This is a genomic window from Nonomuraea sp. NPDC049649, assembly GCF_040675175.1.
In the GTDB taxonomy this organism is placed as follows: Bacteria; Actinomycetota; Actinomycetes; order Streptosporangiales; family Streptosporangiaceae; genus Nonomuraea.
On sequence record NZ_JBFAOH010000002.1, the window covers coordinates 112,567 to 124,737 of the forward strand.

General features: G+C 72.7%; 14 protein-coding genes. 7 read left to right on the plus strand and 7 right to left on the minus strand.

What is annotated here, in order from left to right:
- Nucleotides 1–22: 22 nt before the first annotated feature.
- Both AB0J42_RS03685 and AB0J42_RS03690 read left to right on the plus strand, forming a co-directional pair.
- Nucleotides 23–433, plus strand: coding sequence for a YciI family protein (locus AB0J42_RS03685; protein ID WP_364289117.1), 411 nt, complete (start codon nt 23–25; stop codon nt 431–433).
- Complete coding sequence (locus tag AB0J42_RS03690; protein ID WP_364288479.1) at nt 430–1,623, plus strand: DUF6596 domain-containing protein; 1,194 nt, start codon at nt 430–432, stop codon at nt 1,621–1,623. The genes AB0J42_RS03685 and AB0J42_RS03690 overlap by 4 nt, the downstream gene beginning before the upstream one ends.
- 91 nt (nt 1,624–1,714) lie before the next feature.
- On the opposite strand, the gene AB0J42_RS03695 is transcribed toward AB0J42_RS03690, so the two are convergent.
- Both AB0J42_RS03695 and AB0J42_RS03700 read right to left on the minus strand, forming a co-directional pair.
- On the minus strand, nt 1,715–2,149 hold the full coding sequence (locus tag AB0J42_RS03695) for a MerR family transcriptional regulator (protein WP_364288482.1): 435 nt from the start codon (nt 2,147–2,149) through the stop codon (nt 1,715–1,717).
- Nucleotides 2,146–2,457 carry a hypothetical protein gene (locus AB0J42_RS03700; RefSeq protein ID WP_364288485.1) on the minus strand — a complete coding sequence of 104 codons (312 nt, stop codon included), beginning with the start codon at nt 2,455–2,457 and terminating at the stop codon, nt 2,146–2,148. The genes AB0J42_RS03695 and AB0J42_RS03700 overlap by 4 nt, the downstream gene beginning before the upstream one ends.
- A gap of 210 nt (nt 2,458–2,667) precedes the next feature.
- Between AB0J42_RS03700 and AB0J42_RS03705 the strand changes: the two genes are divergently transcribed.
- The 3 genes from AB0J42_RS03705 to AB0J42_RS03715 are packed head-to-tail and all read left to right on the plus strand — an operon-like array spanning nt 2,668 to nt 5,893.
- Nucleotides 2,668–3,843 carry a SpoIIE family protein phosphatase gene (locus AB0J42_RS03705; RefSeq protein ID WP_364288488.1) on the plus strand — a complete coding sequence of 392 codons (1,176 nt, stop codon included), beginning with the start codon at nt 2,668–2,670 and terminating at the stop codon, nt 3,841–3,843.
- A complete protein-coding gene (locus AB0J42_RS03710; RefSeq protein WP_364288491.1) occupies nt 3,840–5,450 on the plus strand; it encodes a CHASE3 domain-containing protein in 1,611 nt (536 codons plus the stop codon). The genes AB0J42_RS03705 and AB0J42_RS03710 overlap by 4 nt, the downstream gene beginning before the upstream one ends.
- Nucleotides 5,447–5,893 (plus strand): response regulator, encoded by a 447-nt coding sequence (locus AB0J42_RS03715; protein WP_364288494.1) that lies wholly within the window; start codon nt 5,447–5,449, stop codon nt 5,891–5,893. The genes AB0J42_RS03710 and AB0J42_RS03715 overlap by 4 nt, the downstream gene beginning before the upstream one ends.
- Here AB0J42_RS03715 and AB0J42_RS03720 read toward each other — a convergent pair.
- The gene (locus AB0J42_RS03720) at nt 5,859–6,290 is read right to left on the minus strand and encodes a VOC family protein (RefSeq protein WP_364288497.1); all 432 of its coding nucleotides are present in this window, start codon (nt 6,288–6,290) and stop codon (nt 5,859–5,861) included. The two genes, AB0J42_RS03715 and AB0J42_RS03720, sit on opposite strands and share 35 nt — an antisense overlap.
- A gap of 87 nt (nt 6,291–6,377) precedes the next feature.
- Between AB0J42_RS03720 and AB0J42_RS03725 the strand changes: the two genes are divergently transcribed.
- Nucleotides 6,378–6,860 (plus strand): hypothetical protein, encoded by a 483-nt coding sequence (locus tag AB0J42_RS03725; protein ID WP_364288500.1) that lies wholly within the window; start codon nt 6,378–6,380, stop codon nt 6,858–6,860.
- On the opposite strand, the gene AB0J42_RS03730 is transcribed toward AB0J42_RS03725, so the two are convergent.
- The 3 genes from AB0J42_RS03730 to AB0J42_RS03740 form a co-directional block, all read right to left on the minus strand.
- Entirely contained in the window at nt 6,857–8,044 is a 1,188-nt protein-coding gene (locus tag AB0J42_RS03730) for a sigma-70 family RNA polymerase sigma factor (protein ID WP_364288503.1), read from the minus strand. The two genes, AB0J42_RS03725 and AB0J42_RS03730, sit on opposite strands and share 4 nt — an antisense overlap.
- Entirely contained in the window at nt 8,041–8,379 is a 339-nt protein-coding gene (locus AB0J42_RS03735; RefSeq protein WP_364288506.1) for a YciI family protein, read from the minus strand. The genes AB0J42_RS03730 and AB0J42_RS03735 overlap by 4 nt, the downstream gene beginning before the upstream one ends.
- Nucleotides 8,380–8,845: 466 nt before the next feature.
- Entirely contained in the window at nt 8,846–10,495 is a 1,650-nt protein-coding gene (locus tag AB0J42_RS03740) for a right-handed parallel beta-helix repeat-containing protein (RefSeq protein WP_364288509.1), read from the minus strand.
- A 19-nt stretch (nt 10,496–10,514) separates the two neighbouring features.
- On the opposite strand from AB0J42_RS03740, the gene AB0J42_RS03745 reads away from it, so the two are divergent.
- Nucleotides 10,515–11,336: a TetR/AcrR family transcriptional regulator gene (locus AB0J42_RS03745; RefSeq protein WP_364288512.1), complete on the plus strand. Its 822-nt coding sequence runs from the start codon at nt 10,515–10,517 to the stop codon at nt 11,334–11,336.
- Nucleotides 11,337–11,532: 196 nt separating this feature from the next.
- On the opposite strand, the gene AB0J42_RS03750 is transcribed toward AB0J42_RS03745, so the two are convergent.
- On the minus strand, nt 11,533–12,132 hold the full coding sequence (locus AB0J42_RS03750) for a TetR family transcriptional regulator (RefSeq protein WP_364288515.1): 600 nt from the start codon (nt 12,130–12,132) through the stop codon (nt 11,533–11,535).
- Between the last annotated feature and the right edge of the window lie 39 nt (nt 12,133–12,171).

Here is a 12,171-nt window from a genome sequence, read left to right on the forward strand (position 1 = left end):
GAAGGAGAAACCCGTGAAGTACATGATCATGCTGTACGGCTCGCAGCAGGACTACGACCTGATCACCGGCAAGCCGGTCGAGGGCAGGGCCGCCTGGACGCCGGAGGAGATCGGGGCCATGCACGCGTTCATGGAGAAGTGGAACGGCGAGCTGGTCGAGTCCGGCGAGTTCGTCGACGCCCAGGGGCTGAACTCGCCGGTGCACACCCGGCGGATCCGGCTGGAGGACGGCGTCCCGGTCGTGACCGACGGCCCGTACGCCGAGACGCAGGAGGTCCTGGCCGGATACACGATCGTGGAGTGCGACAGCTTCGACCGGGCGACGGAGATCGCCGCCCGGCTGGCCGGCGCCCCGCAGCCCGGGCACGCCGCCCGCGACGAGTGGTACGTGGACGTACGGCCCATCCACGGCAGCGCGGACGAGATCGTTTGACCGAGATTCTGCTGCGTGAGCTGGCGCCGCAGGTCCTCGGCGCGCTGGTGCGCCGCTACGGCCACTTCGACACGGCCGAGGACGCGGTCCAGGAGGCGCTGCTGGCGGCGGCCCTGCGGTGGCCGGAGGAGGGCGTGCCGGACAACCCGCGCGGCTGGCTCGTCACCGTGGCCTCGCGCCGGCTGACCGACCTGCTCCGGGCCGAGCAGGCGCGGCGGCGGCGCGAGGACACGGTGGCGCGATGGCGGGTGCCCGAACCGGTGCGGAGCGGCGACGACACGCTGGTGCTGCTGTTCATGTGCTGCCATCCGTCGCTGCCGCCGGCTTCGCAGATCGCGCTGACCCTGCGGGCGGTGGGCGGGCTGACCACGCAGGAGATCGCGCGGGCGTTCCTGGTGCCGGTCCCGGCCATGACCAGGCGCATCACCCGGGCCAAGCAGCGGATCAAGGAGAGCGGCGTCCCGTTCGGCCTGCCGCCCGCCGCCGAACGGGGCGCACGGCTGCGGGCGGTGCTGCACGTGCTCTACCTGATCTTCAACGAGGGGTACGCGAGCACGTCCGGCCCCAGGCTGCTGCGGGACGAGCTGTCGGCGGAGGCCATCCGGCTGGCCCGCCTGCTGCACCGGCTGGTGCCCGACGACCCGGAGGTGGCCGGGCTGCTGGCGCTCATGCTGCTCACCGACGCCCGCCGTCCGGCCCGTACGTCCGCTGACGGGGCGCTGATCCCGATGGCCGAGCAGGACCGCGGCCGGTGGGACGCGGCGCTGATCGCCGAGGGCGTCGCGCTGGTGTCGGCGGCGCTGCCGCGCGGCCCGACGGGGCCTTACCAGCTTCAGGCGGCGATCGCCGCCGTGCACGACGAGGCGCCCAGCGCGGCGGAGACCGACTGGCCGCAGATCGTGGCTCTGTACGAGGTGCTGCTGCGGATCTCCGACACCCCGGTCGTCAGGCTCAACCACGCCGTCGCGGTGGGCATGGCGAGCGGGCCGCGCGCGGGGCTGGCGCTGCTCGACGACCTGGCCGACGAACGGATCTCGGGCGACCACCGTACGTTCGCGGTCCGGGCGCATCTGCTGGAGATGGCGGGTGAGCGGGAGGCGGCGCGTGAGTCGTACGAGGAGGCGGCCCGGCGGGCCGGGAGCCTGCCCCAGCAGCGGTACCTCAACGCCCGCGCGGCCCGGCTGGCGTGAACCGCCCCCGCGCTGATCACGTACCGCAGCAGCGCACGCCAGCACGGCCAGAGAGGCGGTGACCTTGCTGCGGACGGCCGGTGGCAGGTGCTCATGGTTCTCCTCGGGGACGGTCGCCGTCGGCCAGGTCGGCGAACGGCAGCGGGCAGTCGGGGCAGGTGCAGCGGGTCAGGCTGTCGCAGCCCGCGCTGACGACCTGTCGCAGCGCGGCCCGGATGGTGGTCAGGTCGGCGATCTTCGCCTCGATTTCGGTGATCTTGGTTTGGGCGCGGTGGCGCAGGTCCGGGGTGGGGTGGCCGCGGCGGCCGGTGTCGAGGAGTTCGGCCACCTCCTGGAGGGTGAAGCCGAGCCGCTGGGCGGCTTTGATGACGGTGAGCAGGGTGACGGTCTCGGGCGGGTAGGCGCGGTGCCCGCCGGGGCTGCGCGGCGGTTCGGCGATCAGGCCGCGGCGCTCGTAGTAGCGCAGTGTCTGCAGGTTGACCCCGGCCTGTTCGGCGACCTGCCCGCTGCGCAGGTAGGGCGTCACCGCCGGCCCAGCGCGTCCAGCACGTCGGCGTGCTCGGGCGGGACCGTCACGTCCAGGGTCAGGCGGCCGTCGGCGATGGTGAGGGTGAAGGTGAAGAAGGAGCAGCAGCCGGTCTCCCGGGCGGCCAGGTCGGCGGCCCGGGCGGCGTTGCCAGGGCTGAAGGCGAGCTCCAGCCGGAGCCGTGCCGGGTCCCGGGTGGCCCGGACCGCCTCGGAGAACAGGGCGTCGAACTCGGCCACCCGCAGCGGCCGGTCGGCGGTGGGCAGGGTGCACGCGGAGGGGGCCCATCCCGCGACGTCAGGTGTCATACCTCGACGGTAAAGCTGTACCTGGGTACCGGATGCAAGCCCTTCACGCGAAAGGACGAAGGGGTACGAAGACCCCTTATGCTGAGTCCAGATCGTTACCGGATGGGCCTGTTGGTTCGCGTGTGCCGGGCCGTGGTGCGGGCACTGTCCGTCGACCGGAGAAGGGACGACAGCCGTTCGGCGCTGTCTGGAAAGGGTGGCGGTGCCGGAATGATCGGTGGAGATCAGCCCGCCCTGCCGCTGGTGCTCCTGGTGGAGGACGACCATCAGGACGCGTTCATCGTGCGGGAGCTGCTGGAGGACAGCGGCCTGGCGGTGCGGCTGGAGTGGGCGCGGTCGCTGGACGACGCGCGGCGGGCGCTGGCGCGGGAGCGGGCCCAGTGTGTGCTGCTCGACCTGGGGCTGCCCGACGCGCGTGACCTGTCGGCGCTGGCCGTGGTGCGGGAGGCGAGCGGCGACGCCCCGGTGGTGGTGCTGACCGGGCTGGCCGAGGAGCAGGCGGGCCTGGCCGCGGTCACCGCGGGCGCCCAGGACTATCTGGTCAAGGGCCGGGTCGAGGCCGAGTGGCTGGGCCGCACGCTCCGCTACGCGATGCAGCGCAAGCAGGCCGAGCAGGCGGCGGTGGCGCTGCACGCCGAGCGGATCCGGGCCGAGGAGAACGCCCGCCTGGAGCGCGGCCTGCTGCCGAGGCCGCTGCTGCAGCAGATGCCGATCGAGGTGGCCACCCGTTACCGCGCCAGCCGCGTCTCCGGCACGCTGGGCGGCGACTTCTTCGACGTGGTGGAGGGCGACGACAAGGTCGTGCACGCGGTCATCGGCGACGTCTGCGGCCACGGCCCCGACGAGGCCGCGCTCGGCGTCTGCCTGCGCATCGCCTGGCGCACCCTCGTACTCAGCGGTGTGACCGGCACCGACCTGCTGCGCCAGCTGGAGCGCATCCTGCGGGCGGAGCGCGGCGGCGACGAGACGTTCGTCACCATGTCGACGCTGGCGCTGGAGCCCGACCAGCGCACCGTGCGGGTGTGGCGGGCGGGCCATCCCGGCCTGCTGGTCCACTCCGGCAGCGGCGTCACCTGGGCCGAGCCGGGGCAGGGCCCGGCGCTTGGGCTGCCGATCGAGGCGGAGTGGGACCCGGCCGAGCTGGAGCTGCCCGCGGGCGGCGGGCTGACGCTGTTCACCGACGGCCTGTTCGAGCGCCGCCTGCCCGGCGACGGCCGGCGGATGCTGGGCGAGGAGGGCCTGCTGGCGGTGGCGCGCGAGCACGCCCACCTGTCGGGGGAGGCGTTCGTGGACGCGCTGCTCGCCGGCACCGAGCGGGCCACCGCGCCCGACGCGTCCGCCGACGACGTGGCCGTGGTCCATCTGCGCTGGAGGGAGGAGCCGTGAGCGGGCGTTCCGGGTGGCGGCGGCTGACCGTCCATCACTGGTTCCTGCTCGTGCTCGCCGCCATGATGATCGTGGTGACGGTCTTCGGCCTGATCGGCGCGGTGATGCTGGAACGCACCACCCACCTGACGACCGAGCTGGTCGACCGCATCTCACCGGCCCGGATCGAAGCGGCCGAGCTGGAGGGCACGCTGCTGGACCAGGAGAACGGCGTGCGCGGCTACCTCCTGACCGGCAACCGCCGGTTGCTCGAACCGTACGAGCGCGGCGTCGCCGACGAGCGCGTCCAGTACGAGCACGTCGAGGAGCTCATCGGCGACCAGCCGCCGCTCCTGGCCGACCTGCGGCAGATCCGGGAGGCGGCCGTGGCCTGGCGCCAGGAGTACGCCGAGCCGCTGCTGGCCGAGCGGCGGGCCGACCGGCCCATCACCACCGCGCAGATGGAGGCCGGCAAGCCCGCCTTCGACCGCATCCGGGCGTCCGTGAACGCCCTGAACGACAGCCTGGCGCGCACCCGCATCGAGGCGCGCGACGAGCTGGTCGGCGTGCAGCGCCTGCGCAACTGGATGTTCACCGCCATGATCGTGGCGTTCCTGACGGCCGGGCTGGCGATGGCGGTGCTGCTGCGCCGCGCTGTGGTCCGGCCGCTGGACGAGCTGCGCACCGCCTCGCGCGAGGTGGCCGAGGGACACTTCGACCGGCCGATGCCCGCCCGGGGCCCGGCCGACATCCGCGAGGTCGCGCTGGACGTGGAGGCCATGCGGACCAACCTCGTGGCCGCGCTGGAGACCTCCCGCGAGCACGAGGCGACACTCAGCTCGCAGGCGTCCGACCTGGACGCCCAGGCGATCGAGCTGCGCCGCTCGAACGCCGAGCTGGAGCAGTTCGCGTACGTGGCCTCGCACGACCTCCAGGAGCCGCTGCGGAAGATCGCCACGTTCTGCCAGCTGCTGGAGAAGCGTTACGGGGAGGTTCTCGACGACCGCGGCCGGCAGTACATCCACTTCGCGGTGGACGGCGCCACCCGGATGCAGGGGCTGATCAACGACCTGCTCAGCTACTCGCGGGTGGGCCGGCTCTACGACGCGCGCCGGCCGGTCGACCTGGAGCGCAAGCTGGACAAGGCGCTGGAGAACCTGGCCACCGGCCTCGAGGAGTCGGGCGCGACGGTCGAGCGGCCCGGCCGCCTGCCGGAGATCAACGGCGACCCGATGCTGCTGACCATGCTCTGGCAGAACCTCATCAGCAACGCCGTCAAGTTCCGCCACCCGGAGCGGCCGCTGGTCATCCGGGTCGAGTGCGACCAGGTCGAGGAGGACGAGTGGCGCTTCCGCGTCACCGACAACGGCATCGGCGTCGACGACGAGTTCGCCGAGAAGATCTTCGTCATCTTCCAGCGTCTGCACAGCCGCGACGCCTACAGCGGCACCGGCATCGGCCTGGCGATGTGCAAGAAGATCGTGGAGACGCACGGCGGCCGGATCTGGCTGGATACCTCACATGAGGGCGAGGGGACCCGGATCTGCTTTACGCTGCGTTCGGACTCCCCGTCGTCGGAGGCCCGGTTCGCGGCCGCCACCGCCCCTTCAGAAGGATCGCCCTCATGACCTCCATCGGCCAGCCCATCGAAGTGCTCCTCGTCGAGGACGACCCCGGCGACGAGCTCATCACGAGGGAGGCGTTCGAGGACAACAAGATAGGCAACAACCTGCACGTGGTCCGCGACGGGCTGGAGGCGCTCGACTTCCTCTACCAGCGGGGCGAGCACGCCGGCAAGCCCCGCCCCGACCTGATCCTGCTGGACCTCAACCTGCCCAAGTACGACGGCCGCCAGGTCCTGGAGAAGATCAAGAGCGACCCGGAGCTGCGCGCCATCCCGGTGGTGGTGCTCACCACGTCCTCCGCCGAGGAGGACATCCTGCGCAGCTACAAGCTGTTCGCCAACGCGTACGTGACCAAGCCCGTCGACCTCGACCGGTTCATGTCGGTGATCCGGCAGATCGACGAGTTCTTCGTCACGGTCGTCCGGCTCCCGGGCCGCGGCCAGTAGCCTCGGCCTGCTCCAGGTAGTGCGGGTTGTGCATGACGCCCAGGATGTTGCCGAACGGGTCGACGACCGAGGCGGTCACGAAGCCCTCTCCCCGCTCGGTGATCTGCTCGTGCTCCTTGGCTCCCATCGCCAGCAGCCGCTCGTAGGCGGCCCGCACGTCGTCGACGTGCCAGTACGCCACCACCCCGCCGCGTTCGCGGCCGTGCGGGGACCAGGCGCTGTCGATGATGCCGAGTTCGGCCTGGTGGTCGCCGACGCGGAACTCGGTGTAGGCGAGCCGGCCGCCGGGGCCCTGCCGGTCGAAGTACGGTTCGACGCCGAGCAGTTCGGTGTACCAGCGGCGGGCTTCGGCCACGTCGTCGGCCCAGTAGCTGATGGTGGCGAGACCTCGTAGCATGCGCTGCTCCCTTCTTCCGATGGCACCGACGCTAGGCCCCGTTGCGGAACGGTCGCTTCCGCATACCGTCAGGAGGTTCACATCGCCGTGAGAACAGGGTGGTGGATCGCGGTCGCGGCGGCGGTCCTCCTCACCGCCGCCGTGCTGGCGACCGCGATCGCCTTTCCGTCCGTCGCGGCCACCACCTGCCCCGGCTGCTACGGCCTGGAACGCATTGAGCCGGGCCTGTACGCCGAACCCGGCCTGACGCCGGCCCAGCGCCGCGACGTGACGCAGGCCGTCGAGCAGGGCCGCAAGCAGGTCCACGACTTCTTCGGCGGCCGGGAAAGCTCCCCGGACGTCCTCGTGTGCCTGTCCGACGACTGCTACCGCAGGATCGGCGGCGGCGGGGAACGCGGCATCGCCGTGCTCAACCGCGCGGTGATGCTGTCTCCGCGCGGCGTGAACCCGGTGATCGCCGCACACGAACTCACCCACGTGGAGCTGCACGCCCGTCTCGGCGGCGCGGCAGTCCCGCACTGGTTCGACGAGGGCCTGGCCGTCCTGATCGCCGGACGGGACCTCCCCTAGAGCGCCGCGCGGGCCCGGCGCAGGAACTCTCGTTCCGCCCCGTTCTCCGTGCGCGCGATCGCCTCCTCGTACGCCTGAGCCGCCTCCTCCGTACGGCCGAGCCTCCTGAGCAGGTCGGCCCGTACGGCATGGAACAGGTGATAACGACCCAGGTCGAGCGCGTCGACCAGGCCGAGCGCCTCGCGCGGACCGGACACCTCGGCGACCGCGACGGCGCGGTTGAGCGCCGCCACCGGGCTCGGCGCGACGGCCATCAGCAGGTCGTACAGCGCCACCACCTGCCGCCAGTCGGTCGGCGGCTCGCTGTGCACGGCGTTGATCGCCGCCTGGATCTGGTACGGCCCCGGCCGGTCGCGGCGCAGGCAGCGGCGGACCAGCTCCCGGCCCTCCTCGGCCAGTTCGCCGTCCCACAGGCCGGGGTCCTGGTCGGCGAGGCGGACGAGCCGGCCGTCGGAACAGGTGCGGGCCGGGCGGCGCGACTCCAGCAGCAGCATGAGCGCCAGCAGCCCGAGGACCTCCGGCTCGTCCGGCATCAGCTCCGCCAGCAGCCGCCCCAGCCGGATCGCCTCCGCGCACAGGTCCTCGCGCACCAGCCGCTCGCCGGACCCGGCCGCGTACCCCTCGTTGAAGATCAGGTAGATGACGGCCAGCACCGGCGGCAGCCGGTCCGGCAGGTCGGCCTCGCGCGGGATCCGGTACGGGATACGCGCGTCGCGGATCTTGGCCTTGGCGCGTACCAGCCGCTGCGCCATCGTCGGCTCCGGCACCAGGAAGGCGCGGGCGATCTCGGCGGTGCCGAGGCCGCCGAGCAGCCGCAGCGTCAGCGCCACCTGGGCGGGCCTGGACAGCGCCGGATGGCAGCAGGTGAAGATCAGACGCAGCCGGTCGTCGCGCACGGGCCCCTCCTCGGCGGGTTCGTCACGGGCGTGCAGCAGGGCGGCCTCGGCGTGCTTGCCGTCACGGGCGGCCTCGCGGCGCAGGCGGTCGATCGCCCGGTTGCGGGCCGTGGTGATGATCCACCCGGCGGGGGAAGGCGGCGGCCCGTCCTGCGGCCAGCGCCGCACGGCGACGGCGAACGCGTCCTGGACGGCCTCCTCGGCCAGGTCGATGTCGCCGAACACGCGGGTGAGCACGGCCACGGCCCGGCCGTACTCCTCGGCGAAGACACGTGCGACGTCCGTCACCGCAGCGGCCGCACCTCGATCGGCAGCCCGACGATCTCGGCCAGCCTGCGGCCCCAGCCGAGCGCCTCGTCGAGGTCGGCGGCCCGGATGACGGTGAAGCCGCCCAGGTGCTCCTTGCCCTCGGCGTACGGGCCGTCGGTCATCAGCACGTCGCCGTCCTTGGCCCGCAGCACGGTGGCGGTGCCCGGCGCGTGCAGGGCCGCGGCGAACACCCAGGTGCCGGAGGCCCGCATCTCCTCGTTGAGCGCGTCGAGCCTCTCCATGATCGGTTCCAGGACCTCGGGCGGCGGCGGGTCGCCGTCCGGCTGGTAGATGCTGAGCAGATACTGCTTCATCGGCTGTTCCTCTCTCTCACCTGTCTATACGAACGACGTCCTCCCGAATCGACACGCCTGACCGGTCAGCTTCCGAGAAGCGCGGGCTCCCGGCCCGCGCCTGGAACGTCAACCGTCAGGAGCCCGGCATGGTCTCGATGTCATCGCCCTCGACGCTCCCGAGGTCCCCCCGCCCGCCGCTTCTACGCCGCCGCGCTCTCGGCGGACGGCACCGCCGCCGGGGATGCGGTGATGCTCGACCTGCACGGCACAGGTCGCTCTGGCCGCCGCCACGCCGACCGCGCCCATGGCCTTCTACGAGGCTCTGGGCATGAAGGCCGACCGGGACTACATCGACTTCCACCCGGCCCCGGCGGCGGCCAGGCTCTGCCTGATGGAACGCGGGGTGCTGGCCAGGGACGGCGACGGCTTTCCCGCGATCGTCCTCACCTGCACAACTTTCCCTCCTTGGCTGGACGTGCGTTCGTCAGCGGCGGCCCGCCTGTGCGCGGATGTGCGCGGTGGCCGCCTCCAGCGCCTGCCCGGTGAGGGTGGAGTTGTCCTCGTAGGTCACCCCGGGCGGGACGGCGTCGCTGCCGACCGGATCGGCATCCCAGAAGTTGCCCCGGAAGGCGACGTTCGCCAGGGGCGGGAAGACGTGCAGGACGGCGGTGTTGTCGGCGCGGGCCACCACGTTGCCCTCGACCGTCACCCAGGCGGCGCCGTAGTCGGTGTAGAGGGCGAAGTGGTACGGGGTGCGGGTGTCGGTGATGACGTTGCCGCTGATCAGGGCGGCGTCGGAGGCGGAGGTGCCTTGGGGGCCGGAGATGTAGACGCCGCCGCCGTCGGCGAGCACCCGCATCGCGCCGGTGACGAGGTTGCGCAGCAGGCGGGTGCCGCTCGCGGGCCCGGCGGCGATGCCGCAGTGGGCGGCATCGGTGATCTCGTTGTGCGCGACCGTGCACCCGGTGGTGCCGGACACGGCGATGCCGGGGGAGCCGGGGTAGTCGAGGCCGGGGCGTTCGATCAGGTTGTCCTCGATGAGGATGCCCGTGCCGCCCTGGGCTGAGACGGCGGAGGCGGACAGGTCGTCGAAGACGCAGGCGCGCACCGTCAGGCCGGAGCCGCCGGACAGGCCGAGCGCGGTGGCGCCCATCCGGGTGAACCGGCACCGCTCGAACGTCACGTCCGCGCAGCCGTCGAGGGTGACGGCCGCCGGGATGGTCTTGGCTTCGCCCGGTACGGTGAGCCAGGCCTGGTCCTCGACCATGACGATCTTCTCGATGGGGCCGCCGTCGTAGTAGCCGGTGCCGTGGTAGTGCAGGAAGCCCCGCGGTGAGCCGGGCCGGGACCAGGTGGTGTCGGCGAAGGTCAGGCCGCGCAGGGTGACGTTCCGGGTTCCGGTGGCGCGCAGCACGGTCTCGGCCTCGGCGGCGACGGCTGTCGTCGGCCGCTCGCCGCGGTACAGGAGCCTGCGGCGGGAGCGGTCGAGGACGAACGTGCCCGGCTCGGTGAGGAAGGACGGGTCGTTCTCGATCCTGGTGGGCAGGCCGGGGCCGGACTGGGTCTGGCCGTCCCAGGCCGAGTTGTAGAGGTCGAGCGCCCAGCCGAAGGCGGGCTGCGCCATGACGACCTCGGTGCCCCCGGCGGTGAGGGCGGCGACCGGGCATCTGGCCTCGGTCCACGGGTAGACGCCGCGGTAGACGAGTTCGACGCCGGCGGGGTTCTCCCAGGTGAGGGGCCGGGTCGTGGCGTAACCCGCGACGGTCTGGGTGGCGTCGCCGGGGAAGCCGTCGATGCCCGCCCGCTCGGCCCGGCGGCCGTCGACGTGCAGGCGGCGGGTGTCGAGGGCGCCGGTGCCGGCCGTCCACACGCCGTCCTCCCGCGTCCAGCCGGTGATGGTCCGGCCGCCGCTGATGACGGCCTCCTCGTGTTCGTGGGGCTGGAGGGTGAGGTCGCGGTCCTCGCCGGTCAGCTCGAACGGCGGGTACGAGCCGGCCCTGAGGTGGATGACGGTCTCGCCGCCCTTCCTGGCGGCCTCGAGGGCGCGGGGGATGGTGGCGAAGGGTTCGGCGAGGGTGCCGGGAGCGTCGTCGTCGCCGGTGGGGGACACGTAAAAGTTGTTTATGCCGTACACGGGTCTATACCCTAAACCAGTGGCGAACGTAGATCCGGTGGAATTGCTGTGGCGGGACGGCGGCGGCGAGCCCGCGCGGGGGCTGAGCGTGGACGCGATCGTGCGCGCGGGCATCGAGGTGGCCGACGCCGAAGGGCTGGCGGGGCTGTCGATGCGCAAGGTCGCCGAGCGGCTCGGGTTCACCACCATGTCGCTCTACCGGCACGTCCCCAGCCGCGACCATCTGGTCGACCTCATGCGCGACGCGGCCATCGGCGAACTCCCGCCCGCCGGCGCGGCGTCCGGTCCCTGGCGGGAGGAGCTGGAGTCGTGCCTGCGCCAGAGCTGGGAACTGCGCAGACGGCATCCGTGGCTGGCGGAGGTCCGGGGCACGCGACACCTTCCCGGCCCGAACGCCGTGGCCGTCTACGACCGCCTGCTCGGCATCCTCTCCTCCGCCGGTCTCGCCCCGGCGGAGACCGTCGCGGCGGCCGACCTGCTGGGACGGTTCGTGGACGCGGAGGCGCTGCGGCTGGTGGAGATCGCGGCGGCCGAGCGGGCCAGCGGCGTGAGCGAGGAGGAGTGGTGGGGCTCGAAGGACTCGCTCTACGACCGCCTCGGCGCCTACCCGGCCCTCACCGCCCTGTGGGAAGCGGGCGCGTGGGACGATCCGCCCGACTCCTTCGAGTTCGGCCTGGCCCGGCTGCTCGACGGCATCTCACTCCTCATCGGTGACGAAACCCGTGACGAAACCTGCCGGATCTGTGGCACGCCGCTGCCGCGCCCCACGACCGGCCGTCCTCGCGCGTACTGCTCCCGCGCCTGCCGCCAGCGCGCCTACCGCGCACGCCACGCCCGCTGACCCCGGCCGCACGCTCACCCGAACCGGACAGGAGGGCGCGTCCCGCACGGCGCCTCCCCATGTGAACCGGATAGGGGGTGCAGGTCCCGCACGGCACATCCCCTGCGAACCCGGCGGGAGGGCGCGTCCCGCCCAGCACCTCCATGGCTAGGGGATCACTGACCATGCACCGCCCGCCCGAGTCCTGGTGGTGTGCTCAGGCGAAGGTCGCGGATTCCAGCATGGTGATGAGGGTTTCGGCGGCGGCTTCGGTGTCGTAGGCGGGGTCTTGCAGGCGTTCGCCGATGATCGCGTCGATGGCGCCGCCGGCGATGAGGGCGAGGGTGCGCAGGTCGGGGCCGGGGGCGAGGCCGCGGGCTTCGCGGGCCTGGCCGAGGAGGGTGGCGAGGGGCTTCCAGCGGGCTTCGGGGGCGGGGCCGCCGTCGTGGATCAGCGTTTCGGTGATCATCCGGGCGTGGTGGGGGCGCTCGGCCAGGTGGGCGATCATGCGGCGGACGTAGGCGGCGGGGGCCTGGTCGGCCGGCGCGGCCTCGACGGCCGCGCCGACGTCGGCCACGAGGGTGTCGATGACGTGCGCGCGGGCGGCCGCCACGACCGCGTCCTTGGAGGCGAAGTGGTAGAGCACCGCGCCCTTGGTGATGCCCGCGGCCTGCGCGATCCGCGCCAGCGAGGTGGCGGCGTGCCCGTGCTCGGCCATGAGGTCGATGGTGACCTGGATGAGCTGGTCGCGCCGTGTCCGCTCGATGAAGCTGAGCGGCCTGTTGCCGGCGTCCGACGCCGTTCGCCTTTCCGTCATGGGACGACGGTATCCGCTCGGTGTACGATTTGACCATAT